The 24,595-nt window shown below is 45.7% G+C and carries 24 protein-coding genes and 1 other RNA gene; 19 read left to right on the top strand and 6 right to left on the bottom strand.

What is annotated here, in order from left to right; all coding sequences use genetic code 11:
- Position 1 precedes the first annotated feature (1 nt).
- Positions 2-1,357 (bottom strand): Do family serine endopeptidase, encoded by a 1,356-nt coding sequence (locus AB4351_RS13705; protein ID WP_372126311.1) that lies wholly within the window; start codon positions 1,355-1,357, stop codon positions 2-4.
- Between the two features lie 126 nt (positions 1,358-1,483).
- Positions 1,484-1,939, bottom strand: coding sequence for a Z-ring associated protein ZapG (zapG, locus tag AB4351_RS13700; protein ID WP_017061432.1), 456 nt, complete (start codon positions 1,937-1,939; stop codon positions 1,484-1,486).
- 219 nt (positions 1,940-2,158) lie between these two features.
- On the opposite strand from zapG, the gene zapE reads away from it, so the two are divergent.
- The 8 genes from zapE (at position 2,159) to sspB (ending at position 8,498) form a co-directional block, all read left to right on the top strand.
- On the top strand, positions 2,159-3,262 hold the full coding sequence (gene zapE / locus AB4351_RS13695) for a cell division protein ZapE (RefSeq protein ID WP_017061433.1): 1,104 nt from the start codon (positions 2,159-2,161) through the stop codon (positions 3,260-3,262).
- 247 nt (positions 3,263-3,509) lie between these two features.
- Positions 3,510-3,938, top strand: coding sequence for a 50S ribosomal protein L13 (gene rplM, locus AB4351_RS13690; RefSeq protein WP_010434689.1), 429 nt, complete (start codon positions 3,510-3,512; stop codon positions 3,936-3,938).
- 13 nt (positions 3,939-3,951) lie between these two features.
- Positions 3,952-4,344, top strand: coding sequence for a 30S ribosomal protein S9 (rpsI, locus tag AB4351_RS13685; RefSeq protein WP_004740758.1), 393 nt, complete (start codon positions 3,952-3,954; stop codon positions 4,342-4,344).
- 330 nt (positions 4,345-4,674) lie between these two features.
- A complete protein-coding gene (petA, locus tag AB4351_RS13680; protein WP_017061434.1) occupies positions 4,675-5,265 on the top strand; it encodes a ubiquinol-cytochrome c reductase iron-sulfur subunit in 591 nt (196 codons plus the stop codon).
- The gene (locus AB4351_RS13675; RefSeq protein WP_017061435.1) at positions 5,265-6,530 is read left to right on the top strand and encodes a cytochrome bc complex cytochrome b subunit; all 1,266 of its coding nucleotides are present in this window, start codon (positions 5,265-5,267) and stop codon (positions 6,528-6,530) included. The genes petA and AB4351_RS13675 overlap by 1 nt, the downstream gene beginning before the upstream one ends.
- Entirely contained in the window at positions 6,527-7,264 is a 738-nt protein-coding gene (locus AB4351_RS13670; RefSeq protein ID WP_017061436.1) for a cytochrome c1, read from the top strand. Before AB4351_RS13675 ends, AB4351_RS13670 begins: the two co-directional genes overlap by 4 nt.
- 97 nt (positions 7,265-7,361) lie before the next feature.
- A complete protein-coding gene (sspA, locus tag AB4351_RS13665) occupies positions 7,362-7,997 on the top strand; it encodes a stringent starvation protein SspA (RefSeq protein ID WP_009848943.1) in 636 nt (211 codons plus the stop codon).
- A gap of 6 nt (positions 7,998-8,003) precedes the next feature.
- Positions 8,004-8,498, top strand: coding sequence for a ClpXP protease specificity-enhancing factor (sspB, locus tag AB4351_RS13660; protein WP_017072808.1), 495 nt, complete (start codon positions 8,004-8,006; stop codon positions 8,496-8,498).
- A gap of 253 nt (positions 8,499-8,751) precedes the next feature.
- On the opposite strand, the gene AB4351_RS13655 is transcribed toward sspB, so the two are convergent.
- Genes AB4351_RS13655 through AB4351_RS13640 form a run of 4 tightly spaced genes read right to left on the bottom strand, consistent with a single transcriptional unit; the run spans position 8,752 to position 12,169 of the window.
- The gene (locus AB4351_RS13655) at positions 8,752-9,357 is read right to left on the bottom strand and encodes a BON domain-containing protein (RefSeq protein WP_017062905.1); all 606 of its coding nucleotides are present in this window, start codon (positions 9,355-9,357) and stop codon (positions 8,752-8,754) included.
- 16 nt (positions 9,358-9,373) lie between these two features.
- Positions 9,374-9,964, bottom strand: a complete 591-nt coding sequence (locus AB4351_RS13650) for a phosphoheptose isomerase (protein WP_004729817.1) — start codon at positions 9,962-9,964, stop codon at positions 9,374-9,376.
- 2 nt (positions 9,965-9,966) lie between these two features.
- On the bottom strand, positions 9,967-10,365 hold the full coding sequence (locus AB4351_RS13645) for a YraN family protein (RefSeq protein ID WP_048614934.1): 399 nt from the start codon (positions 10,363-10,365) through the stop codon (positions 9,967-9,969).
- A complete protein-coding gene (locus tag AB4351_RS13640; RefSeq protein ID WP_372126286.1) occupies positions 10,352-12,169 on the bottom strand; it encodes a penicillin-binding protein activator in 1,818 nt (605 codons plus the stop codon). Before AB4351_RS13640 ends, AB4351_RS13645 begins: the two co-directional genes overlap by 14 nt.
- Positions 12,170-12,230: 61 nt before the next feature.
- On the opposite strand from AB4351_RS13640, the gene rsmI reads away from it, so the two are divergent.
- The 11 genes from rsmI to murG all read left to right on the top strand — a co-directional run bounded on the left by rsmI (position 12,231) and on the right by murG (position 24,589).
- Positions 12,231-13,097, top strand: coding sequence for a 16S rRNA (cytidine(1402)-2'-O)-methyltransferase (gene rsmI / locus AB4351_RS13635; RefSeq protein ID WP_372126284.1), 867 nt, complete (start codon positions 12,231-12,233; stop codon positions 13,095-13,097).
- Between the two features lie 176 nt (positions 13,098-13,273).
- An RNA gene (gene rnpB, locus AB4351_RS13630) (RNase P RNA component class A) lies at positions 13,274-13,713 on the top strand.
- A gap of 228 nt (positions 13,714-13,941) precedes the next feature.
- A complete protein-coding gene (rsmH, locus tag AB4351_RS13625; RefSeq protein WP_017062902.1) occupies positions 13,942-14,892 on the top strand; it encodes a 16S rRNA (cytosine(1402)-N(4))-methyltransferase RsmH in 951 nt (316 codons plus the stop codon).
- 3 nt (positions 14,893-14,895) lie between these two features.
- Complete coding sequence (gene ftsL / locus AB4351_RS13620; protein ID WP_017062901.1) at positions 14,896-15,213, top strand: cell division protein FtsL; 318 nt, start codon at positions 14,896-14,898, stop codon at positions 15,211-15,213.
- Entirely contained in the window at positions 15,210-16,967 is a 1,758-nt protein-coding gene (locus AB4351_RS13615) for a peptidoglycan glycosyltransferase FtsI (RefSeq protein ID WP_008223684.1), read from the top strand. The genes ftsL and AB4351_RS13615 overlap by 4 nt, the downstream gene beginning before the upstream one ends.
- Positions 16,968-16,985: 18 nt before the next feature.
- Positions 16,986-18,470 (top strand): UDP-N-acetylmuramoyl-L-alanyl-D-glutamate--2,6-diaminopimelate ligase, encoded by a 1,485-nt coding sequence (murE, locus tag AB4351_RS13610; RefSeq protein ID WP_017059282.1) that lies wholly within the window; start codon positions 16,986-16,988, stop codon positions 18,468-18,470.
- The gene (gene murF / locus AB4351_RS13605; protein ID WP_017070828.1) at positions 18,470-19,843 is read left to right on the top strand and encodes a UDP-N-acetylmuramoyl-tripeptide--D-alanyl-D-alanine ligase; all 1,374 of its coding nucleotides are present in this window, start codon (positions 18,470-18,472) and stop codon (positions 19,841-19,843) included. Before murE ends, murF begins: the two co-directional genes overlap by 1 nt.
- Positions 19,840-20,922, top strand: coding sequence for a phospho-N-acetylmuramoyl-pentapeptide-transferase (gene mraY, locus AB4351_RS13600; protein WP_017059284.1), 1,083 nt, complete (start codon positions 19,840-19,842; stop codon positions 20,920-20,922). The genes murF and mraY overlap by 4 nt, the downstream gene beginning before the upstream one ends.
- 57 nt (positions 20,923-20,979) lie before the next feature.
- Positions 20,980-22,296, top strand: a complete 1,317-nt coding sequence (murD, locus tag AB4351_RS13595; protein WP_065584710.1) for a UDP-N-acetylmuramoyl-L-alanine--D-glutamate ligase — start codon at positions 20,980-20,982, stop codon at positions 22,294-22,296.
- A 22-nt stretch (positions 22,297-22,318) separates the two neighbouring features.
- Positions 22,319-23,515: a cell division protein FtsW gene (ftsW, locus tag AB4351_RS13590; RefSeq protein ID WP_065584711.1), complete on the top strand. Its 1,197-nt coding sequence runs from the start codon at positions 22,319-22,321 to the stop codon at positions 23,513-23,515.
- A 12-nt stretch (positions 23,516-23,527) separates the two neighbouring features.
- Positions 23,528-24,589, top strand: a complete 1,062-nt coding sequence (murG, locus tag AB4351_RS13585) for an undecaprenyldiphospho-muramoylpentapeptide beta-N-acetylglucosaminyltransferase (RefSeq protein WP_017059287.1) — start codon at positions 23,528-23,530, stop codon at positions 24,587-24,589.
- The last annotated feature ends 6 nt before the right edge of the window (positions 24,590-24,595 follow it).

Here is a 24,595-nt window from a genome sequence, read left to right as displayed (position 1 = left end):
ACTATCGAATCACAAGATAGATAGTTCGGTCGCCTCGCTGGATATTAAGCGCCAGTACACCAGGTTGTTTTTCAAGAATCTCTCTAAACTCAGCAAGGTTCTTAACGGGCTGGCGGTTTACTCCGATGATGATGTCATCTTTCAGGAGTTGATAGGCTTCGGCTGGTGAACCTTGAGCAACATTCGATACCTTGACGCCCGTTGCAGAGTCACTCTCTGTTGTGTTGGTTAACTCAGCACCAGCTAGTCCTTCATGGAGCTTCTCAGCTTGTGTTTTATTATTGGTGGATTCACCAAGCGTCACATCAAAGGTTTTGCTCTTACCGTCACGAACCACACCCAGTTCAATCTGCTTACCAGCGCCGAGTGTTGCGACCTTAGCTCTTAACTCGCTGAAGGTATCAATGCGTTTGCCATTAATAGAGACAATAATATCGCCCGCTTTCAGTCCTGCTTTATCGGCTGCGCTGTTAGGGACGATTTGGCTAACAAAGGCGCCCTTGCTTGATTCATAACCGAGTGCTTCTGCCAATTCAGAGGTCACTTCTCCGCCTTGAACGCCAAGCATGCCGCGTTTTACTTCACCGAAGTCGAGAATTTGTTCTGTCAGGTTTGTCATCATATTAGAAGGGATTGCAAAGCCGATACCGACATTACCTCCGTTAGGGCCAAGAATGGCGGTGTTGATACCAATTAGCTCACCGTTAAGGTTCACTAGCGCACCACCAGAGTTGCCGCTGTTGATTGCTGCATCGGTTTGAATGAAGTTTTCAAAGTTTTCTAGATTCAGGCCGCTACGGCCGAGTGCAGAAACAATACCGGATGTCACGGTTTGCCCAAGTCCGAATGGGTTACCGATCGCGACACTAAAATCACCAACTCTTAGTTTGTCTGAGTCTGCGACTTTTATCTGGGTCAGGTTTTTGGCTTCTTCTAATTTTAGCAGTGCGATATCAGACATCTGGTCGCCGCCGATTAGCTCAGCATCGTACTCTCTACCATCATGCAGTTTTACTTTGATATCGTCCGCACCATTAATGACATGGTAATTGGTCACGATATGACCTTTCTCGGCGTCAATGATGACACCAGAGCCTAATCCGCGGAAGGGACGCTCTCGTGTTTGTTCTGGACCAAAAAAGAATTGAAATTGTTCAGGGATTTGCTGACGTTGTACCTGTTTGCCTTCTACGGCAATACTAACCACAGCGGGGGTCACTTGTTCAAGCATAGGAGCAAGGCTCGGTAATTGTTCATTACCCACACTTAATGGCAGTGCGGCTGTTGCTTTAATGGGGGTGATGATTGAACTTAAGCTTAAAGTTAGCACTGATAAAGCAAGCAAAGGTTTTTTCATCATAAACTCCTCTCTAGTTAAGGTCTTAACCCTCTTATACGTTTAATAAGTATGATAAGTTTCAAATGACCTGAGTGAAAGTTATGACTCAAAAACCTTTGTAAAGTTCACAGAAGTGTTAAATGTTTACGATGCTTTTGCTGTAACAACATCGGGAGCATTCATGATTTCTTTCTTCTGCTCTGTAAATAAACCGGTTGCGCCATTAGCGTAATCTTTCGGTTGTTCCTCAAGTGTCGCCTCTTTTACTGAAGGCTTCTCTTGTGGCTTGTCCGAATGGGCAGCGGCTGTTTTCACAAACGGGTTATCTTGCTCTGGCAGGTTAGGAATCAGCTCTGAGCTTGTTTTTTCCATGTGTTGGTACAGTTTTGTGTAGTCTTTACCTAATGTGTCCAACATTTCTGCTGATTTCGCAAAGTGATCAGCCAGCTCTTGTCGCTGCTGCTCAAGGGCAAACTTTGCGCTATCCAATTCTTTCTGTACGTTCTTTTGTTTTTTGTATTCAGGTGTCATGAGACGAGAAATAGCGACCCCTAAAATAACTCCGACTAGTAAACCGGCAACGGCATACATCCAAGGCATAACAGCTCCTTATTATTGTTTTTTAACATGTTTGTTACTGCTTAGTTACACGTGATACGGCTCCATGGTACTATGAGAAAGCCGCAGTATAAAGAGAAATGCGTGTGCGCTAGTTAGCAGTTTGATGCTGAATTATTCACCACATCACGTTATTCCTCGTACTGTTTGGGCTCATTTTTAGTTGTTGTCTGATATTGCTTTCATTGTGGAAATGTCGTCATGAATCCCATTAAAAAATACGAACAAGATATAAAAGAACATGGATTTCAAAGAGATCCAGCACAAGAGCAAGCCGTAAAATCTTTAGATGAACTCTTTCATCAATTTCAAGATTACATGAATACGCCCATTCCTCAACTGACTCGCTTCCAGAAATTACTAGGCAAAAAGCCAGAACTGCCACAACCACCGAAAGGTCTCTATTTTTGGGGTGGCGTAGGGCGAGGAAAAACGTACCTAATGGATACGTTCTATGATGCCTTACCGACCACTAAAAAAATGCGTGTTCACTTTCACCGCTTTATGTATCGAGTTCATGATGAGCTAAAGGCGCTAGGTAATGTGAGTGATCCATTGCCTTTAGTCGCAGACAAGTTGAAGGAAGAAGCGGACATTATCTGTTTCGACGAATTCTTTGTTTCAGACATCACCGATGCGATGATCCTAGGAACCTTGTTCCAAGAGTTATTCGCTCGAAACGCTATCTTGGTTGCGACCTCTAATATTCCACCTGCGGATCTGTATCGCAACGGGTTACAGCGAGCGCGTTTCTTACCTGCCATCAAGCTCATTCAAGACAACTGTCATATCCTTAATGTCGATAGTGGTATTGACTATCGTCTACGTACCTTAGAACAGGCTGAGATTTACCATTACCCGCTAGATAGCCAAGCGAATATTAATCTCGAAAAGTATTACGCTCAGCTCGTTGGTGAAGATAAAGAGAAGCTTAAGCAGATAGAGGTTAACCACCGTCAATTAGATGTAGTCGAAGCGAGTGATGGCGTACTGCATGGTACCTTTGCTCAGCTTTGTCAGTCGGCTCGTAGCCAGAACGACTATATTGAGTTGTCTCGGGTTTATCACACAGTTCTATTGGCGGATGTATTGCAAATGGGCGCGACTTCAGATGACGCTGCGAGGCGCTTCATTGCATTAGTTGATGAGTTCTACGAGCGCAATGTGAAGCTGATTATTTCAGCGGAAGTGGAGCTAGAAAAGCTATACACCCATGGTCAGCTAGAGTTTGAATTTAAACGTTGTCAGTCGCGTTTAATTGAAATGCAGAGCCATGAATATTTGGCAAAGGAACACTTAAGTTAGCTTTGATTATCTCGAATAAGAAATAGAATTAAAAAAATCGTGATTTTGTTCAAAAAGAGGTGATTTTTTCTTCGCTCTTCTCTATAATCCTGCGACCTACCGTTACTGCGGGCCTCTAGCGATGAGTAAAATCACGTTATGCCAAGAGTTTTCCAACACTCGAAGGGGTGATGAATGGTAACTCTTAGACAGTGGGAATACGCGAGTATTCCTTAAGTGTAAATTTTTTAAATAGGTAATTATTAGCATGAAAACTTTCGTTGCTAAACCAGAAACTGTAAAACGCGACTGGTATGTTGTAGACGCTGAAGGCAAAACTCTTGGCCGTCTAGCAAGTGAAATCGCTTCTCGCCTACGCGGCAAGCACAAAGCAGAATACACTCCTCACGTAGACACTGGTGATTACATCATCGTTGTTAACGCTGAGAAAGTTGCTGTAACTGGTAACAAAGCTAAGGGTAAGGTTTACTACCGTCACTCAGAGTTCCCAGGTGGTCTTAAAACTATCACTTTTGAAAAGCTAATTGCTAAGAAACCAGAAATGGTTCTAGAACTAGCAGTTAAAGGTATGCTTCCACGTGGTCCTCTAGGCCGCGCGATGTACCGTAAGCTTAAAGTGTACGCTGGTACTGAGCACAACCATGTTGCTCAACAGCCACAAGTACTAGACATCTAAGGGGATTATGAAAATGGCAGAGAATCAATACTACGGCACTGGTCGTCGCAAAAGCTCAGCAGCTCGTGTTTTCATCAAACCAGGCTCTGGTGAGATCGTAATCAACAAGCGTAGCCTTGATGTTTACTTCGGTCGTCCAACTTCTCGTATGGTTGTTAAGCAACCTCTTGAGCTAGTTGAACTAACTGAGAAACTTGACCTTTACATCACTGTTTCTGGTGGTGGTATTTCTGGTCAAGCTGGCGCAATCCGCCACGGTATCACTCGCGCTCTTATGGAGTACGATGAAACTCTACGTCCTGCTCTACGTGCAGCTGGCTACGTTACTCGTGACGCTCGTTGCGTTGAACGTAAGAAAGTTGGTCTACGTAAAGCTCGTCGTAAACCTCAATTCTCTAAGCGTTAATTTTTCTTTACGAAAAAGTACACGCCCCCAGTTTTACGACTGGAATTGTGGTTCAAAGCTCGGCTATATGCCGGGCTTTTTGTTTTTATACCCCCTCTAAACGCTTTCCCTTCCTCGTTTTATTTCCAAATTCTTATATTTTGAAAGCTTTTGTAACCCAATGTGCGCTTTGCCTCATGATTGTTACAAAAAGGTAGCTTTATCTTGTCAAAAAGTAGGGTTTTATTTATCATTTGCCGTCAATAAATAGAACTAAATACATATTTTGTTAGCCATGCTCTTTAATCGGAATTATTTCAATCCACAAGGAGCAAATGGGAGAATGTTTGGATGAGCAACGCGCCTTTAAATAACGGTCGCAGGCGTTTCTTAACCGCAACAACAGCCGTTGTTGGTGGTTTAGGAGCAGCTGCTGTAGCCGTGCCTTTTATTAAATCATGGAATCCGAGTGCCAAGGCGAAAGCTGCGGGCGCGCCGGTGGAAGTGGAAGTCAGTAAGTTAGAACCGGGACAAATGGTTCGTGTCGAGTGGCAAGGTAAACCTGTATGGGTTGTACGCCGTGCTGAGTCGGTACTAGAAAACCTAAAATCGATCGGTGGTCAACTTCGTGACCCTCAATCTGAAGCTGAACAACAACCAGAATACGCACAGAACGAGTTCCGTTCAATTAAGCCGGAATTCTTCGTTGCTGTTGGTTTCTGTACGCACTTAGGTTGTTCTCCAACTTACCTGCCGGATTCTTTTGCAGAACAAGTTCAGGGTGTTAAGTCTGGTTTCTTCTGTCCTTGTCATGGTTCAAAGTTTGATATGGCAGGTCGAGTATTCCAAGGCGTACCAGCTCCATTGAATCTTGTTGTACCAAAGCATATGTATTTGAGTGACACTAAGATCATGATCGGTGTGGACGAGGGAGACGCGTAATGCAAGGATTGCTTGATTGGGTAGAGAAACGTCTACCCGCGATGAATGCGTATAAAAAGCATTTATCTGAATACCCAATGCCTAAGAACTTTAACTTTTGGTACCTTTTCGGTTCTTTGGCAATGTTGGTATTGGTTAACCAAATCCTTACGGGTATTTGGCTAACAATGAACTACGTACCGTCAGGTGAGGGTGCATTTGCTTCTGTTGAATACATCATGCGTGATGTGGAATACGGTTGGCTACTACGTTACATGCACTCAACAGGTGCTTCGGCATTCTTCGTTGTTATCTACCTGCACATGTTCCGTGGCCTAATCTATGGTTCTTACCAAAAGCCTCGTGAGCTACTTTGGATCTTCGGTATGTTGATCTTCTTAGTGCTTATGGCTGAGGCTTTCATGGGTTACCTACTACCATGGGGTCAAATGTCTTACTGGGGTGCTCAGGTAATCATTTCTCTGTTTGGTGCGATCCCTGTTATCGGTGATGACCTAACGCTTTGGATCCGTGGTGACTACATCATCTCTGGTGCAACGCTGAACCGTTTCTTCGCACTGCACGTTATCGCTCTACCAATTGTACTTCTGCTGCTTATCGTACTTCACGTACTAGCACTGCACGAAGTGGGTTCGAACAACCCAGACGGTATTGAGACGAAACTTCCTAAAGGCACAATGGGCGACGACTACAAAACGCAGTTCCCATTCCACAAGGATTACACTAAGAAATACGACATCATTGACTCTATTCCTTTCCACCCATACGGGACCGTGAAAGATATGGTTGGTGTGGCCGGTTTCCTATTCTTCTTCTGTTATGTGCTGTTCTTTAACCCAGAGATGGGTGGATTCTTCCTTGAGCCGCCAAACTTTGAAGCTGCTAACCCACTGAAAACACCAGAGCACATCGCTCCGGTATGGTACTTCACGCCGTTTTACGCAATTCTGCGTGCTGTTCCTGATAAGTTGCTAGGTGTTGTAGCAATGGGCGCATCTATTGTTGTGCTATTCCTACTACCATGGTTCGACCGTTGTAAAGTGCGTTCTTACCGTTACCGTAGCAAACTGCATTTGATTAACATCATCCAATTCACAATAAGCTTTATTGCGCTTGGTGTACTTGGTGCGCTTCCAGCAACGCCAACATACACGCTACTGGCTCAAATCTTTAGCTTAGGTTACTTCATGTTCTTCGTTCTACTGTGGTTCTACAGTAAAAATGAAGCGACGAAACCATTACCAGAAAGGGTGACATTCAAATGAAAAAGTGGATTGTAATTTTATTTGCTATGTTGCCGTCACTGGTGATGGCAGCGGGTGCAAACGTACCATTAGACAAAGCGAACAATGATTTAACAGACAAAGCTTCATTGCAAAATGGCGCTAAGATGTTCATGAACTACTGTTTCGCTTGTCACTCAACGCAGTACCAGCGCTATGAACGTGTTGCGAATGATTTAGAGATCCCCGTTGATCTTATGAAGGAAAATCTGATTTTCGACCCTGAAGCGAAAATCGGTGACTTGATGGTTAATGCTATGCCTTCTGATCAAGCGGCAAGTTGGTTTGGTGCTCCGCCACCAGACCTAACATTGGTTGCTCGTGTTCGTGGCGCAGACTGGCTGTACACTTACCTTCGTACTTTCTATGAAGATCCGTCTCGTCCATTTGGCGTGAACAACATTGTTTTCCCAAGCGTTGGTATGCCGCACGTTCTTGAAGAACTGCAAGGTATCCCAACACCAATCTACGATACTCATATGGTAGATGGCGAGGAAGTGACGGTTGTTGTTGGCACTGAGACTGACGGCTCTGGCGAATTAAGTGCTGGTGAATACGACGAAGCAGTTCGTGACCTTGTTAACTTTTTGGTTTACTCGGGCGACCCAGTTCAACTTGAGCGTCACGCTATGGGTTGGTGGGTAATGGCCTTCTTAGTAATCTTCACTATCATCGTGATTTTGCTGAAGAAAGAGTATTGGCGTGATGTGCACTAATTGTGCTATAATACCGTGCTAATTCCCAAATTATGTTAATGTTCAATGGAGGCTTTAGGCCTCCATTGTTTTTATTTAAAGTGTACTGGAGGGCTCCATGGCTGTAGCTGCCAATAAACGTTCTGTAATGACTCTTTTCTCAAGTGCTTCTGATATGTATAGCCATCAGGTGCGCATCGTTCTTGCTGAAAAAGGCGTAAGTGTTGAAGTTGAGTTGGTTGATGAAAAAAATCTACCAGCAGAGCTTGTTGAACTGAACCCGTACAAATCAGTACCTACTCTTGTTGATCGTGAGCTTGCTCTATATGACTCGAAGATCATCATGGAATACCTAGATGAGCGTTTCCCTCATCCACCGTTGATGCCTGTATACCCGGTTGCTCGTGGTAACAGCCGTCTAATGATGTACCGCATTGAGCGTAACTGGTATTCAGTTGCAGAGAAGATCGTTAAAGGCAACGCTGAAGAATCTGAAGCAGCTCGCGTTAAACTGCGCAACGACCTACTGACTCTTGCTCCTATCTTCGCTGAGTATGAATACTTCATGAGCGAAGAGTTTAGCCTAATTGATTGTTACCTAGCTCCGCTATTATGGCGTTTACCTGAGCTTGGTATCGAACTAATTGGTCCTGGTTCTAAAGAGCTTAAGATTTACATGAACCGCGTATTCGAACGTGATTCATTCCTAGCTTCTCTAACTGAAGCTGAGCGTGAGATGCGACTCGTTCGCTAAGCGTTTATGGATATTTCTAATATGACTCCACGCCGACCATACATGCTTCGTGCATTTTATGAGTGGCTGGTTGATAACGAACTAACTCCACACCTTGTTGTTGAAGCAACATTACCGGGTGTGCGAGTTCCAGAAGAGTTTGTTCAAGATGGTCAGATCATTCTGAACATCGCGCCTCGTGCGGTTGGACAACTTGAACTGGGTAACGAAGCTGTGACGTTTAGTGCTCGCTTTAGTGGTCGTCCACACTCTGTGATCGTTCCGCTTTACGCAGTACAAGCGATTTATGCTCGTGAAAATGGTGCTGGTACCATGTTTGAACCTGAAGAGGCTTACATGGAAGCGTTTGAAGAAGGGATTGAAGAAAGTCCTTTTGAAGAACCAGAAAAAGGCCCATCTTTGAGCGTAGCAACGGCAGACGTAGATGCTGAAGAGCCAGACTCAGATCCTGAGCCACCTCGTCCAGCGAAAGGTCGCCCAAGCCTTCGTGTTATCAAATAACGTTAGTTATACCAATCACAGTAAGTAAGTGATCAGAAATAGCGCAGGAAAAAAGCTTGAGAGCAAGGCGGAATTTTTGATAAGTAGTTATTCTACAATCAAAAATTCTAACGCAGTTATCGAAATTTTTAACAAGCTAGAATGATAGATTATTTACTACGATTGGTATTAGATAACGAACCAAATAAAAAAGCAGCGACTCGTCGCTGCTTTTTCTTTTCTGCTATATCGCATTTAGTTGACTGGCTTACGGCTAGTTAACAGCCGTCTCTTCTTCACCGTATTCAAACGCTCGAATAACCTGTTTTACGCCAGATATGTTACGCGCAACTTCTGTCGCGATATCGGCATGCTCTCTAGTCACGAGTCCAAGTAGGAATACTTCTGAATCCTCAGTAATCACTTTTACTTTGATGCCGTTAAGCTCAGCATTCGCAAGCAGAGCTGATTTCACCTTAGTGGTAATCCAGCTGTCTTTACTGATAGCACTTACAGACAAAGGTTCTTTCACTCGAACTTGATTGTGGATGCTCTCAACGCCAGCCACTTCTTTGGCTTGGTTTTCAAAAGCGCGACGTTCTGAATCTGTGGTTGCTTGCCCCATCAACACCACTGAACCTCGGTATGAGCTTGCGGTGACACGTACATTGCCACGGAATGGTTGTTTATTGGTAATCGCTGCAACTTCAAATTCGATGTTGTTGTCGTTCCAAATCTCTTTGGTTGTTCGCGTATCTGTGACTAGGTTTGCAGTAGTTGCAGCACCAGCAATGAAAATGCCAGCACAACCAGACAGAGACAGTGTAAGTAGCGAAACATTAATCAGCTTAAACAGCCTCATAGAGGTTAATGATTTCATTGTGATGCTCCGTATATCACTCTTCGTGGGCAGGGAAGAGTACTTGATCGATTAGGTCACATAGGCAGTGCAGTGTCACCATGTGTACTTCATGAATGCGCGCTGTACGGTGTGACGGGATACGAATCTCTACATCGTGTTCACCAAGCAAACCTGCCATCTCACCACCATCTTTACCGGTAAAGGCGATGATGGTCATGTCGCGAGTTACCGCCGCTTCCATTGCCTTGATGATGTTCTTGCTGTTACCGCTAGTCGAGATAGCCAACAGAATATCGCCAGTTTGACCGAATGCACGCACCTGCTTAGAGAAGATCTCTTCATAGTGGTAGTCGTTAGCCACAGCCGTTAGCGTGGTGTTGTCTGCTGTGAGTGCCATTGCTGGAAGGCTAGGGCGCTCTGTTTCAAACCGGTTGAGTAGGCACGATACAAATTGCTGAGCATTCGACGCCGAACCACCATTACCACAACAAAGAATTTTGTTTCCGTTAAGCAAGGTCGCAACCATTGCTTGAGCGGCATGCGTGATTGCGTCAGGCAGAGCTTCTGCAGCCGCAATTTGGATTTGAATACTTTCTGTGAAACTTTCTTTAATGCTGTCTAGCATGTTTATCCTTGGGTAATCGCGTTTTGAATCCAGTCGATAGTGTCATTCGGCCCTTCAATGGCAACAATATCAAACCTGAAATCTGTAGAGTGCACCGACAATCCTTGCTGCATAAGCCAAACATTGGCTGTTTTGAGCAGTTTCTGTGACTTCTTGGCAGTCACCATTTCAGCGGCATGTCCGTAGCGGGTTTGCTTGCGGTATTTTACCTCAGCAAACACAACCGTATTGTTATGGCGCATTATAAGATCAATCTCGCCACATTTTGCTATGAAGTTTTGTTCTATTAACGATAAACCGTGGTTAATCAGATAAGATTTTGCCACGGTCTCGTATTTATCACCCACTTGTTTGTGGGTGATACTTGGTTTGGATAGGAACTTTCGGCTAAAAAGCCCCATGCTCTGCCCAGCTGATTTCACGTTGAACTACACAGTTGTTATCGATGGTTAACACACCTGTTTCACCTGGAATGCTGTAACCTTGCACTGCTTTCATCTGTGGCAGTGCATCCATTAGGTAGTAAGCATCCATTCCCAGTGCTTGCAAGCGTTTTTGGCCGTTTGAGTGTGCAGGCCATAGGTCGTTGAGCTCTTTATTAAGCTCGTTTTTATTCTCAACTAATAGTGGGATATCGCTGTAGAACACACCGGTTAGGTCTTCATACTGCTTATCACCGCTGTTGCTGCGTGAGTTTGAGAAAAGAGCGGGCTGGCTAGCATCAGGGTTAATTGCAACTTCAATGAAGGGTTTGATTAGCGTTAGCTCTGAGTTCTTAGCCACAATGTAAACAGAATCGATATCACGACGGCTGCGTGGCTCTGTTTCTAGGTCTAGGTTCAGTAACCCGTCCATTTGAGCGATACGCTGTTGGCTCTCTTGCAGGCCGAATACCTGATTCACATTACGTTGCAGTTGGCGTTTGTCAGAGAATAAGCTGATAGCAACATCGTTGCTGCTGTATTTTTTCCACTCTTCTTTAAACGCTTGCTCAACACGCTCACCTAAACGTCCTCTTGGCGCAAGGATAAGCGGATACTTGTAGCCTTGAGCAAATAGGTGTTTCGCTGCCTGAGCAACTTCTTGTTCTGGCGATAGAGCGAGATAACAAATGTTAGTATCAGGTTCTAGTTGTGTTGGAATGTTCAGAGCTAATGCTGGAATCGAGTTTTCGTGGTTTTTCTGTGCTTGCTGAAGTTTAGTGATGTTACTCTTGATCAGCGGGCCAACGATGAAATCAACATTGTTCTCTTCCAGTGTCGCTTTAATCTCAGCGGCACTTTGCACGTTGGTATCCATTACCGTCAGCGTTGCATCTTCTTCGCGCTCTTTGTCATTCATCATCGCAAAGATGAAACCGTCACGCACAAGTTGTGCCTGCTTGCCGTACTTACCGGTTAGAGGCAGTAATAGTGCAGTGCTGGTTGGCTTGCTGATCTCTAGCGCCAAGATGTCAGTGATCGCCTGAGGTGTATATGTTGCTGCTGGGTGCTGAGAATTCTCTGCTAGCCAATCAGACAGGGTTTCCTGCAGGTTTGGAAGGTTTGAATTCAGCGTCTTCATGTAAATCGCCAGCTGTAACCAACCTGCAAGAACGTCTTCTGTAGGCGACGTCTTAAGCTCTAGAATCTCATATTGAGAGTAGCTATTTAGGTTCTGCCAAATACGGTCAGCAGCTTGCTGTTGGAGCTCGTCGTCAGCGTCTAGATATTCTGAATAAAGAACTAACTCACGGCTTGCTTCAAAATACTCGCTTTGCATTTCAGAAATGTTCGCGCGTAGCTCGTGATAATCTTTCCACTGCTCGTTCGGAAGCTTCCACCAAGGCTGGAAGTTTAGTTGGCTATAAGCTTGATCTGGCTGTGAGTTATTCACCAGCAGCTGAGCGCGCGCTAATTGCCATTCCGCTTGTTGCGTTTCGCTCAGCTCTTGTTTTGCTAAGCGTTTAATCAGCAGAGTTGCTTGATCGGTTTTTCCAACTTGCACAGAAGCCTTAAGCGCCATGATTAACCAGTCGTTTTGTAGACTTCCTTTGCTACTATCCGCCTGCATCATGTAACTTTCAGTTGATTGCGCTGGATCTAGTGTAATATCAACGCTCGTTGGTGCTTGAGGACCTGAAGAACAAGCCGCCAATGTAATTGCTAATGCAATTGGAGTTAGTAAGCGTGGTACACTGAGTCTCTTATGGTTCATCGTTGCCATGAGTTCTTTAAATTCCGTATAAATTTGTATCTATATTAATCGTTGAAGTGATGGTAAACAAATGACAGATAACAAAACCTTGCTCACAGAGAGCCCAACTCTCTACATTGTGCCAACCCCAATCGGAAATTTGGGAGATATCACTCAAAGAGCAATTGAAATTTTATCAAGTGTCGATGTTATTGCAGCCGAAGACACACGCCACACGGGTAAGCTGCTTGCTCACTTCAATATATCAACCAGAACGTTCGCTTTACATGATCATAATGAACAAACTAAAGCGCAAGTTCTAGTCGAAAGGTTATTAGAAGGTCAGTCTATCGCATTAGTCTCTGATGCGGGTACACCTTTAATCAGTGACCCAGGTTACCATCTTGTCTCACAATGTCGTCAAGCGGGTGTGAGAGTTGTGCCACTTCCTGGTGCTTGTGCAGTGATTACGGCATTGAGTGCGTCTGGTTTACCGTCTGATCGCTTCAGCTTTGAAGGCTTTTTGCCGCCAAAGAGCAAAGGTCGTAAAGATAAGTTCCTAGAGATCGCGAAAGCAGAGCGCACGTGTATCTTCTACGAATCACCACATCGAATCTCAGATTCTATACAAGATATGCTTGAGATCTTAGGCCCAGACCGTGAAGTTGTCTTGGCACGTGAGCTGACTAAGACATTCGAAACAATTCAAGGATTGCCACTGGGTGAGTTGATTGAGTGGATTGAAGAAGATTCGAACCGTAAGCGCGGTGAGATGGTGTTACTGATTCATGGTCATCGTGAAGAAGCGAGCACAGAACTGCCAGACGAAGCGACTCGTACTCTGGGTATCCTAACTAAAGAGTTACCTCTTAAAAAAGCGGCGGCAATGACAGCTGAAATCTACAATCTGAAAAAGAACGCGTTATACAAATGGGGCCTAGAGCATCTAGACCACTAGAAACCTCTTTATAGAGTAGCTAACCTGTATTGAAAAGCTTGTGAGGAGTGATGGTATTGCCGTTATTCCTCTTTTTTTGTCTGAATTGTGTAAAATTCACGCAGTTGCTTAGAGGTTTGCACCATATTTGTGATCTCGCTAGACACTGCACCCTAATCTCTATACAATCCGCCCTCGGAGTTGAACGGGTAATCGCTGCTTTGCTGATGTCCTTCGGGAGACTGACGTTGAGGTCCTTCGGGAAACTGACGTTGAAGTCCTTCGGGAGACTGGTAGAGGGGAGGAACGTCCGGGCTCCATAGAGCAGGGTGCCAGATAACGTCTGGGGGGCGCGAGCCCACGACAAGTGCAGCAGAGAGAAGACCGCCGATGGCCTCATTTCTTCGGAAGGGGCACAGGTAAGGCTGAAAGGGTGCGGTAAGAGCGCACCGTGCGACTGGCAACAGTTCGTAGCAAGGTAAACTCCACCCGGAGCAAGATCAAATAGGCCCTCACATTGCGTTGCTCGCGTATGGGGGCGGGTAGATTGCTTGAGCCTGTGAGCGATTGCAGGCCTAGACGAATGGTTACCGCCGCGCAAGCGGAACAGAACCCGGCGTATGTGTCAACTCCACCTATATAAAGAACCCATCATTACTTAACGGTAGTGATGGGTTTTTTGCTTTATATTGACGTAAATTATTTAGATTTCCTTAGAATCCTTCATCCTGATATGAGCTTGGGTCAAAAATTCCCAAAGCCTATACACAATATGGTGGAGATACGGCGTGAAATCAGTACACTAAAACGTTAATAGAACAAATTATTGCCGAACTAATGGCTCAATCCACTCACTGAGAAGACTATGACAGAAGCATTCAAACATATTTCAGTATTGCTTAACGAATCTATTGACGGACTTGCGATCAAACCTGACGGTACCTACATCGATGGTACTTTTGGCCGTGGTGGTCACAGCCGTACAATCCTGTCTAAACTGGGCGAGAATGGACGACTCTTTAGTATTGACCGCGATCCACAAGCGATTGCAGAAGCGCAAAAGATTGATGACCCTCGTTTTACGATTATTCACGGCCCGTTCTCAGGTATGGCTGAATATGCGGAGCGTTATGACTTAGTCGGTCAAGTGGATGGTGTGTTACTGGATCTAGGTGTTTCTTCACCACAGCTAGATGACGCTGAGCGTGGCTTTAGCTTCATGAAAGACGGTCCGCTTGATATGCGTATGGACCCAACAACCGGTATTCCTGTCTCTCAGTGGTTAGTTGAAGCCGATCTTGATGACATCACATGGGTTATTCGTGAGTTCGGTGAAGACAAACACGCTCGTCGTATCGCGAAAGGCATCATTGCTTATCAAGAGAATGAAGAGAACGAACCACTAACGCGCACTGGTCAGTTGGCTAAGCTTATCTCGGATGTAGCTCCAAAAAGCTTCAAAGAGAAAAAGCACCCAGCAACACGTGCTTTCCAAGCCTTCCGTATCTACATCAACAGTGAACTTGAAGAGATCGATACAGCCCTGAAAGGCGCAGCAAGCATTCTTGCTCCTCAAGGCCGTTTGTCTGTTATTAGCTTTCACTCTCTTGAAGACCGCATGGTGAAGCGCTTTATCCGTAAAGAGAGCCAAGGTCCGCAAGTACCACATGGCCTGCCACTAACAGAAGAGCAGATCAAAGCGCTAGGCAGTGCTGATCTTAAGCCTGTTGGTAAAGCGATCAAGCCTTCTAAAGATGAAGTGGATGAGAATACTCGTTCGCGTAGCTCAGTATTACGAATCGCAGAAAAGCTATAGTCAATGAAGACCTCCAAACCTAACTTAGCCAAGATAATATTTTTTGATTTGATCTCCGTGGGTAAAGTCCCATTGGTGCTGCTTATCTGTATCTTCGCGAGCGCGATGGGGGTCGTTCTCACGACACACATGTCACGTCAGGCAATCACGCAAAAAGACATGGCATTGAGTGAGCGTGAACAGCTTGATAATGAATGGCGAAATTTAATGCTTGAAGAGACGGCTCTGGCTGAACATAGCCGCGTTCAAGCATCGGCAAAACGAGAGCTAGACATGAAACGTCCAGACTCCGACAAAGAAGTTGTGATCACACTGAAATGACCGGAAAAAAGGAAAAAGCCCCCGCGAAAGCCGTTAAGAAACCAACGAAAGAGCGAGTGAAGAGCGAAAAGGACTCGGATCCAATTCTGATTAAATGGCGTTTCAACGTCGTTATTGCTTTTGTGTTGGTTGCCTTTTCTGTACTAGTAGGTCGTGTGGCTTACATCCAAGTCATTGAACCAGATAACTTAATTCGTCAGGGCGACCTTCGTTCTGTACGTGTTAAGGCTATTCCTTCTGCCCGCGGTATTATTTCAGACCGCAATGGCGAACCACTTGCCGTCAGTGTGCCTGTTGAGGCGGTATGGGCTGACCCGAAAACCATCTTCGATAAAAATGGCATGGCCCAAATTGATCGTTGGTATGCGCTAGCTGATGTACTTGGCTTAGATCGACAATCGATGATCAACAAGATCTCCAGCGACAAATCTCGTCGTTTTATCTACCTACAAAGACAAGTTAGCCCAGCAATGGCGAAATACATCCGCGACTTAAAGCTGGTGGGTATTGGTCTTAAAGCAGAATCACGTCGTTATTACCCAGCCGGTGAAGTCAGCGCGCATCTTATTGGTGTGACCGGAATTGATGGACACGGCCTAGAAGGTGTCGAGCGCAGCTACGATAAGTGGCTCACGGGTGAAGCAGGTAAACGTACAATCCGTAAAGACCGTTACGGGCGAGTAGTTGAAAACATTGCACTAGAAGAGCGTGAAGAAGGTAAACCACTCGAATTGACCATCGATCAGCGCTTACAAGCCATCGCATATCGAGCGATTAAACAGGCGGTAGCCGATCACAAGGCGACGTCTGGATCTGCCATCTTATTAGACGTAAAAACGGGTGCGGTTTTGGCCATGGTTAACGCACCGTCTTACAACCCAAACAATCGTGCTGATTTACAAAGCTTTAAGATGCGTAACCGCGTGATCACCGATGCTTTTGAGCCAGGTTCGACGGTTAAGCCGTTTGTTGTTCTTGCCGCTCTCGAAAATGGTACCGCGGATGCTGATACTGTAATTGATACGGGTAACGGCATCATGCAAATCGGTGGTAGCCGTGTACGTGATACTTCCAAAGTTGGTAAGGCAGACTTGGCGTTAATCCTTAAGAAGTCGAGTAACATCGGTGTGGCGAAGTTAGCACTGGATATGCCACTTGAAGCGCTACTGGGCATGTACAGTTCTGTTGGTCTTGGCGAGATGTCTGGGCTGAATCTAGTCGGTGAGACCGCGGGTATTTTCCCGAACCGTCGACGCTGGTCTAAGTTTGAAATCGCTACCTTATCCTTTGGTTATGGTCTAGCGATTACTCCGCTGCAATTGGCTCATGCCTATGCGACGTTAGCGAATCACGGTGTTTACGAACCTATCCATATCGTTAAAAGCAACGACCAAGATTTCTCAAAACAGATCATCAAGCGCGAAAATGCTGAGTTGGTTTTGAACATGCTAGAAGGCGTAACCCAAAAGGGCGGTACAGCGACAAGAGCTGCCGTGCCGGGTTACCGAGTAGCAGCAAAAACAGGTACATCTAGAAAAGCGATTTCCGGTGGTTATGGAGACGAGTACTTCGCCTATACCGCAGGTGTTGCTCCAGTGAGTGATCCAAGAGTCTCTTTGGTTGTGATGATCAATGAACCTCAAGGTGACCTCTACTATGGTGGCTCGGTCGCAGCCCCTGTTTTTTCTGAAATCATGAAGGGCGCACTGCAAATTCTGAATGTCCCTGCTGATGAAAACAAGTTTCAAGAATAGAGCCAATCAGGATTCAATATGAGTAATAGCCTCACGCTGTCATCTTTACTTTCTCCTTGGGGTGACTTTAGTTCACCTGAGCTGGATGCGATTGCCGTTGAACAGTTGGAGTTGGATAGTCGTGCCATCAAAGACGGCGATATTTTTGTTGCTGTAGTTGGGCATGCTGTTGATGGCCGTCGTTTCATTGACAAAGCGGTCTCACAGGGAGCCAATGCCGTTATCGCACAAGCTGATGCTGAAAAGGCCCATGGTCTGATTGAGTGGTTGGATGCTGTTCCGGTTGTTTACATTAAAGACCTTAACTTGGTGTTATCTGAGTTGGCCGGTCGTGTTTACTCGTCTCAGGCGACTAAGCTGATTGGTGTTACCGGCACCAATGGCAAAACCACTATCACCCAATTGATTGCTCAGTGGCTAGATTTAGTCGGCCAACGCTCTGCGGTAATGGGCACCACGGGTAACGGTTTTCTAGACAACCTTAAAACGGCGGCGAATACGACCGGTAGTGCGATTGAAATACAACGTACGCTGAGTGAGTTGGCTGAAGAAAACGCTGTTTATACCGCGATGGAAATCTCGTCTCATGGTTTGGTTCAAGGCCGAGTTAAGGCATTGGATTTTGAGGCTGGTGTATTTACTAACTTGAGCCGTGACCACTTGGATTACCACGGCACGATGCAAGAGTACGCTCTGGCTAAGAAGAGCTTGTTTACTCAGCATAAGTGTAAGCACGCTGTGATTAATGTTGATGATGAAGTCGGTAAAGCTTGGATGGCTGATCTGTCCAATGCAGTAGCTGTGTCATTGCTTCCGTTATCGGGCTACCAGCAGTCAGTATGGGCATCGGATGTTGCTTATGCAGAGACGGGTATCAAACTCGCTTTTGATGGTAGCTGGGGGCAGGGACAACTGTCTGTTCCTTTAATTGGCCAGTTCAACGCATCAAATGTATTGGTTGCTTTCGCGACCCTACTTGTACTAGGCATCGACAAGCAAACCTTGATCGACACAGCACCTCAATTGCAACCTGTGATTGGCCGTATGGAATTGTTCCAAGTACCAAACAAAGCGAAAGTGGTTGTCGACTACGCGCATACACCTGACGCATTAGAGAAAGCATTGGCAGCACTACGTGTACATTGCTCTGGAAAGCTATGGGCAATCTTTGGCTGCGGTGGTGATCGAGATACAGGCAAGCGCCCTATGATGGCGGTTACCGCAGAGCAGTTCGCCGATAACATTATTATTTCAGATGACAACCCTCGCAGTGAAGACCCGGCATTGATTGTTAAAGACATGCTGGCAGGTTTAAGTGAGCCTGAAGTCGCCTTTGTTGAACACGATCGCTTTCAGGCGGTTAAGTTTGCTCTAGAGCAGGCGGGTAATAACGACATTATTCTTCTGGCAGGTAAAGGCCATGAGGATTACCAAGTATTGAAAGACAAAACGATCCACTATTCGGATCGAGAGTCAGCACTACAACTTTTAGGTATTTCATAATGATTGATGTATCACTCGAGCAGATCTGCTCAGCGGTGTACGGTCAGCTGATAGAGGCTGGCAAATCGAGCAATAGTTTGATCAATGCGGTTTCTACCGATACTCGCACCGTTGAAGAAGGTGCACTGTTTGTTGCTCTTGTAGGTGAACGTTTTGATGCGCATGATTTTTGTGGTCAGGCTGTTGAGGCCAATGCGAGTGCGTTATTAGTTCAACGAAAACTTGACCTAAATATTACTCAAGTTGTTGTTGAAGACACTAAACTTGCTTTAGGTCAGCTAAGTGCTTGGATCCACAAACAATGTAACGTGCCAACCATGGCGATAACAGGAAGCTGTGGCAAAACGACCGTCAAAGAGATGGTCGCGAGTATTCTACAACAACGTGGCAAAGTGCTGTTTACAGCGGGTAACTTCAATAATGATATTGGAGTACCACTAACCTTGCTGCGCAGTGAACCCAATGACGACTATGCCGTGATAGAACTGGGCGCGAACCACATTGGTGAAATTGCCTATACCACGCAGCTTGTGAAACCACAGGTGGCCTTAGTGAATAACGTTGCTGCCGCGCATCTAGAGGGCTTTGGCTCAATTGATGGTGTTAAACAAGCGAAAGGCGAAATTTTTCAGGGGCTTGCTGCTGGTGATACTGCTATTGTTAACCTAGAGAGCAATGGTGGTGACTTCTGGAAAGATGTGCTTGCAGACAAAAACGTACTGACCTTTTCTGAAAGTGATGACACGGCGGATTACTTTTCGACGAATATTCGCATCAACGAGCAGGGTGAAGCTTGCTTTGATATGCAGACCCCGCAAGGCGCTATCGATGTCGAACTTGGCATTATTGGTCAGCACAATGTAGCCAACGCATTAGCCGCAGCAGCACTGAGCATTCAATTCGGTGCCACGCTTGCAGAAATTAAAAGCGGTTTAGCGAATCTTATCTCAGTTAAAGGCCGAGTTGAGGTTCAACAATTAAGTCAGAATATCAAGCTGATAGATGACAGTTACAACGCCAGTGTACCGGCAATGAAGGCTGCAGCTAAATTGTTGTCGAGCTTCAAAGGTCAGCGTTGGTTGATTTTAGGCAATATGGCTGAGTTAGGCGATGAAAGCCTTGCACTTCACCGTCAAGTCGGTGAATATGCTGCCCCATTCGCTTTTGAGCATGTACTCACTTACGGTGATGATACCAAGGTGATTAGTGAAGTGTGTAACGGCACTCACTTTGCAACGCATGAAGCGATGATCGCGCACATAGAGCAGCACTTGAGCTTGCCAGAAAACGCGCCACATACCTTGTTGGTAAAAGGCGCCAATAGTGCAGGAATGAGTAAAATAGCCGCTGCTTTAAAGGAGAACTTTTCATGATAATTTGGCTTGCAGAGCTACTACAGCCACACTTTTCTTTTTTCCGTTTGTTCGAATACTTATCGTTTCGTGCAATCGCGAGCATTTTGACGGCTTTATGTCTGTCGCTGTGGATGGGACCTCGTTTAATTGAGCGTCTGCAAATGCTGCAAATTGGCCAAGTTGTTCGTAACGACGGCCCAGAGTCTCACTTTAGTAAGCGTGGCACACCAACTATGGGTGGTGTGATGATCCTTGCTGCGATCATTATTACAGTCTTGCTTTGGGCTGACTTATCAAACCCTTACGTTTGGGCCGTACTTGTCGTGCTAGGCGGTTACGGTGCAGTTGGTTTTGTTGATGATTATCGTAAAGTCGTTCGTAAGAACACTGATGGCTTGATTGCGCGTTGGAAGTACTTCTGGCAATCGGCTATTGCATTGGTTGTGGCGTTTGCTCTGTATGCTCATGGGCAAGACACTGCTGCGACACAATTAGTGGTGCCTTTCTTTAAAGATGTGATGCCACAACTTGGCCTGCTGTACATCGTGCTGACTTACTTTGTTATTGTGGGTACCAGTAACGCGGTAAACCTAACTGATGGCCTAGATGGCTTGGCGATTATGCCAACGGTTATGGTTGCTGCGGGTTTTGCTGTTATCGCTTGGGCGACAGGTAACGTTAACTTTGCAGCATACCTACACATTCCATACATCCCATACACCTCTGAACTGGTGGTGGTATGTACTGCTATCGTTGGTGCAGGCCTTGGCTTCCTATGGTTTAACACTTACCCAGCACAAGTATTCATGGGCGATGTTGGCTCTCTAGCACTGGGTGGTGCGTTAGGTGTGATTGCGGTACTCGTTCGTCAAGAGTTGGTACTAGTGATCATGGGTGGTGTGTTTGTAATGGAGACTCTGTCAGTGATTCTGCAGGTGGGCTCTTACAAATTGCGTGGTCAGCGTATTTTCCGCATGGCACCGATTCACCACCACTATGAACTTAAAGGTTGGCCAGAGCCGCGTGTTATCGTGCGTTTTTGGATAATCTCAATGGTATTAGTACTGGTTGGCCTAGCCACACTGAAAGTTCGTTAATCCTGTATGAGCCTCTGAATAGGGGCTCTTTAAAACTATTAAGAGCATCTTGTTTAAATGGAACGTTGGCAAAATATTCAAAATGTAGTGGTTGTGGGGCTCGGTATTACCGGGCTCTCTGTCGTTAAACATCTCGTAAAATATCAGCCCCATACTTGCGTAAAGGTAATTGATACGCGAGAGCTACCACCAGGAAAGGAATCTTTGCCTGAGTCGGTTGAGCTGCATTCTGGAAGCTGGAATAGCCAATGGCTAGCTGAGGCTGATCTGGTGGTTGCTAACCCAGGCATTGCTTTAGCGACACCTGAAATTCAAGATGTGCTTCAAGCGGGTACGCCTGTCGTTGGCGACATCGAGCTGTTTGGTTGGGCTGTAGATAAGCCTGTTGTGGCGATTACTGGTTCAAACGGTAAGAGTACCGTGACTGATCTGACTGGTGTGCTTGCTAAGGCTGCTGGGCTTAATGTTGGCGTTGGCGGCAATATTGGCATTCCTGCCCTAGACCTTCTAGAACTTGATGCGGATTTATATGTCCTTGAACTTTCAAGTTTTCAGTTAGAAACTACATCGAATTTAAAACTTGCCGCTGCGGCATTCTTAAATCTGTCTGAAGATCATATGGATCGCTATCAAGGCATGGCTGATTACCGTGAGGCCAAGTTAAGAATCTTTAATAACGCGCAGTGTGCGACTGTTAATCGTGAAGACAAAGAGACTTACCCTGACCAGACAATGCCATTGTTGACTTTTGGCCTAGATAACCAAGAGTTTGGTGTATCAACGATTGATAGTACTGAGTGGTTGGTCGATCACGGTAAACCTGTCCTTGCTACCCAAGATTTAACATTGGTTGGACGTCACAATGTGGCGAATGCGTTAGTCTCACTTGCACTATTGAAGCAAGTTGGTATCGACTACAGCAAAAGTCTTGATGCTTTGAAGGCCTATAACGGTTTGACGCATCGTTGCCAAGTCGTGGCTGACAAGCGCGAAATCAAATGGGTTAATGACTCCAAAGCAACGAATGTAGCCAGCACATTGGCAGCCCTGTCTGGGTTGGAGTATCAAGGTACGTTATATCTTTTGGTTGGCGGCGTTGGTAAAGGTGCTGACTTTAGTGAGCTTGAACCCGTATTGGCGCAACTTGAGCGTGTTCAGCTGTGTTGTTTCGGTGAAGATGCAGATCAATTCATGCCTCTGCACCCATCGGCACAAAAGTTCGATACCATGCAGCAGATAATCGAATCTATCTCGCCACAGCTGGTGGCTGGAGATATGGTGATGCTGTCTCCGGCGTGCGCAAGCTTCGATCAATTTAATAATTTCATGGCAAGAGGTGATGCGTTCACTGAGCTTGCTCATGAGTATGCTTAACGTGTTGAAGGACTAACATTCAGTGCAAAGAGTCAAAGAGATTAATCAATCCATCTGGCAGTGGCTAAACCGTGCTACTCCCGAGGCGCTTTACGATCGTCAATTGGTGTGGATTGCTCTTGGGCTAATGCTGACAGGTTTGGTGATGGTGACGTCTGCTTCGTTCCCCATCAGTGCTCGTTTAACCGATCAGCCGTTTCACTTTATGTTCCGTCATGCCATCTTCCTTGTATTGGCGTTAGGTGTCTCTAGCGTCATATTGCAAATCCCGATGCAACGCTGGTTTCAATACAGTATGTATCTACTGGGCTTGTCCTTCTTCTTGCTGATTGTGGTATTAGCCGTCGGTAAGTCGGTTAACGGCGCATCGCGTTGGATCCCATTAGGGCTATTTAACTTACAACCCGCTGAAGTCGCCAAGTTATCGCTGTTTATCTTTATGGCGGGCTACTTGGTTCGGAAGCAAGATGAAGTGAGAAAAACCTTCTTCGGTGGTTTTGGTAAACCGATCATGGTATTCGGCGCTTTTGCCGTGCTGCTGCTAGGCCAGCCCGATTTAGGTACTGTGGTCGTAATGCTAGTGACCCTGTTCGGCATGCTATTCATTGCTGGTGCCAAGCTTTCACAGTTTATCGCCTTGATGGTGGCAGGTATTGCCGCGGTCGTCGGTTTGATTGTTATAGAACCTTATCGTGTTCGACGTGTTACCTCATTCTGGGAACCTTGGAACGACCCGTTCGGCAGTGGTTACCAGTTAACTCAGTCATTGATGGCGTTTGGCCGTGGTGATTGGATGGGGCAAGGGCTTGGTAACTCGATTCAAAAACTCGAATACTTACCAGAAGCGCATACCGATTTTGTATTTGCTGTGTTGGCTGAAGAGCTTGGCTTTGTCGGTGTTACCTTAGTATTAATGTTGATCTTCAGCTTGGTGTTAAAAGCCATTCTGATAGGTAAAAAAGCCTTTGAACACGATCAAGTGTTCAGCGGCTATCTGGCTTTTGGTATTGGTATTTGGTTTGCGTTTCAGACGCTTGTTAACGTAGGTGCTGCATCTGGCATCGTTCCGACCAAAGGTCTAACCCTACCGCTAATCAGTTATGGTGGTTCGAGTTTAATTGTTATGTCTGTGGCGGTATCAATGCTGCTGCGCATTGACCACGAATGCCGAATGCAACAAAAAGAACAAGCTGATAGTCAAAACGAATTAGTAGAATAAGAATCTAACGTGATGAAACAAAACAAAAAACTTTTAGTGATGGCTGGTGGTACTGGCGGTCACGTTTTCCCAGGGTTAGCAGTAGCGAAAAAGCTTCAGCAACAAGGTTGGGAAATTCGCTGGTTAGGCACAGCAGACAGAATGGAAGCGGATTTAGTGCCAAAGCATGGCATTGAAATCGACTTCATCAAAGTGAAAGGCCTGCGTGGTCAAGGCATTAGCAAGTTAATTAAAGCGCCGTTCCAGATTATTAATGCCATACTTCAAGCAAGGCAACACATCAAAGCATGGCAGCCTGATGTGGTACTTGGTATGGGTGGCTACGTGAGTGGCCCGGGTGGTATCGCGGCATGGTTGTCTGGCATTCCAGTGGTTCTCCATGAACAAAATGCAGTGGCAGGTTTAACCAACCAATGGCTGTCTAAGATTGCTAAAAAGGTTTTCCAAGCTTTCCCTGGTGCTTTCCCTACCGCAGAAGTGGTGGGTAACCCAGTACGCGAAGATGTGGTTGCCTTAGCTGAACCCGAGCAACGCATGGCTGAGCGTGATGGTGACATCCGCATCTTGGTTATGGGCGGCAGTCAGGGCGCAAAAATCCTAAACGATACCTTGCCAGTAACGATGGCGCAGCTTGGTGAAGGCTTCACTGTGATGCACCAAGCGGGTAAGAACAATCAACAACAAGTTATTGAGCAATACAAATCACATTCTGTTGGTAATGTTCAAGTGACTGAATTTATTGATGATGTGGCGCAAGCTTATGAGTGGGCAGATCTATTAGTGTGTCGCTCAGGTGCATTAACCGTATCAGAAGTGTCTGCGGCAGGTGTCGGTTCTATCTTCGTTCCGTTTATGCACAAAGACAGACAACAAGCGTTGAATGCCGACCATTTAGTTGAATGTGGCGCAGCGTTAATGATTGAACAGCCTCAACTAACGGCTGATAAGCTAGCGAACACTATCACGCAGCTTGATAGAAATGAATTAAAAATGATGGCAACAAAAGCTCGTCAAGCCGCCAAGCTTGATGCTGATGTGACCGTCGCTGAAGCGATTAAAGCTTTAGCAAAATAATGAGAT

It is taken from the genome of Vibrio sp. 10N.261.51.F11 (genome assembly GCF_041471665.1).
GTDB lineage: Bacteria > Pseudomonadota > Gammaproteobacteria > Enterobacterales > Vibrionaceae > Vibrio > Vibrio crassostreae_C.
This window is presented reverse-complemented; position numbering and strand designations above follow the sequence as displayed.

What these genes read in the sequence shown, in the direction of transcription:
- AB4351_RS13705 (WP_372126311.1), bottom strand. Translation starts at nt 1,357, where the DNA reads ATGAAAAAACCTTTGCTTGCTTTATCAGTGCTAACTTTAAGCTTAAGT.
- zapG (WP_017061432.1), bottom strand. Translation starts at nt 1,939, where the DNA reads ATGCCTTGGATGTATGCCGTTGCCGGTTTACTAGTCGGAGTTATTTTA.
- zapE (WP_017061433.1), top strand. Translation starts at nt 2,159, where the DNA reads ATGAATCCCATTAAAAAATACGAACAAGATATAAAAGAACATGGATTT.
- rplM (WP_010434689.1), top strand. Translation starts at nt 3,510, where the DNA reads ATGAAAACTTTCGTTGCTAAACCAGAAACTGTAAAACGCGACTGGTAT.
- rpsI (WP_004740758.1), top strand. Translation starts at nt 3,952, where the DNA reads ATGGCAGAGAATCAATACTACGGCACTGGTCGTCGCAAAAGCTCAGCA.
- petA (WP_017061434.1), top strand. Translation starts at nt 4,675, where the DNA reads ATGAGCAACGCGCCTTTAAATAACGGTCGCAGGCGTTTCTTAACCGCA.
- AB4351_RS13675 (WP_017061435.1), top strand. Translation starts at nt 5,265, where the DNA reads ATGCAAGGATTGCTTGATTGGGTAGAGAAACGTCTACCCGCGATGAAT.
- AB4351_RS13670 (WP_017061436.1), top strand. Translation starts at nt 6,527, where the DNA reads ATGAAAAAGTGGATTGTAATTTTATTTGCTATGTTGCCGTCACTGGTG.
- sspA (WP_009848943.1), top strand. Translation starts at nt 7,362, where the DNA reads ATGGCTGTAGCTGCCAATAAACGTTCTGTAATGACTCTTTTCTCAAGT.
- sspB (WP_017072808.1), top strand. Translation starts at nt 8,004, where the DNA reads ATGGATATTTCTAATATGACTCCACGCCGACCATACATGCTTCGTGCA.
- AB4351_RS13655 (WP_017062905.1), bottom strand. Translation starts at nt 9,357, where the DNA reads ATGAAATCATTAACCTCTATGAGGCTGTTTAAGCTGATTAATGTTTCG.
- AB4351_RS13650 (WP_004729817.1), bottom strand. Translation starts at nt 9,964, where the DNA reads ATGCTAGACAGCATTAAAGAAAGTTTCACAGAAAGTATTCAAATCCAA.
- AB4351_RS13645 (WP_048614934.1), bottom strand. Translation starts at nt 10,365, where the DNA reads ATGGGGCTTTTTAGCCGAAAGTTCCTATCCAAACCAAGTATCACCCAC.
- AB4351_RS13640 (WP_372126286.1), bottom strand. Translation starts at nt 12,169, where the DNA reads ATGGCAACGATGAACCATAAGAGACTCAGTGTACCACGCTTACTAACT.
- rsmI (WP_372126284.1), top strand. Translation starts at nt 12,231, where the DNA reads ATGACAGATAACAAAACCTTGCTCACAGAGAGCCCAACTCTCTACATT.
- rsmH (WP_017062902.1), top strand. Translation starts at nt 13,942, where the DNA reads ATGACAGAAGCATTCAAACATATTTCAGTATTGCTTAACGAATCTATT.
- ftsL (WP_017062901.1), top strand. Translation starts at nt 14,896, where the DNA reads ATGAAGACCTCCAAACCTAACTTAGCCAAGATAATATTTTTTGATTTG.
- AB4351_RS13615 (WP_008223684.1), top strand. Translation starts at nt 15,210, where the DNA reads ATGACCGGAAAAAAGGAAAAAGCCCCCGCGAAAGCCGTTAAGAAACCA.
- murE (WP_017059282.1), top strand. Translation starts at nt 16,986, where the DNA reads ATGAGTAATAGCCTCACGCTGTCATCTTTACTTTCTCCTTGGGGTGAC.
- murF (WP_017070828.1), top strand. Translation starts at nt 18,470, where the DNA reads ATGATTGATGTATCACTCGAGCAGATCTGCTCAGCGGTGTACGGTCAG.
- mraY (WP_017059284.1), top strand. Translation starts at nt 19,840, where the DNA reads ATGATAATTTGGCTTGCAGAGCTACTACAGCCACACTTTTCTTTTTTC.
- murD (WP_065584710.1), top strand. Translation starts at nt 20,980, where the DNA reads ATGGAACGTTGGCAAAATATTCAAAATGTAGTGGTTGTGGGGCTCGGT.
- murG (WP_017059287.1), top strand. Translation starts at nt 23,528, where the DNA reads ATGAAACAAAACAAAAAACTTTTAGTGATGGCTGGTGGTACTGGCGGT.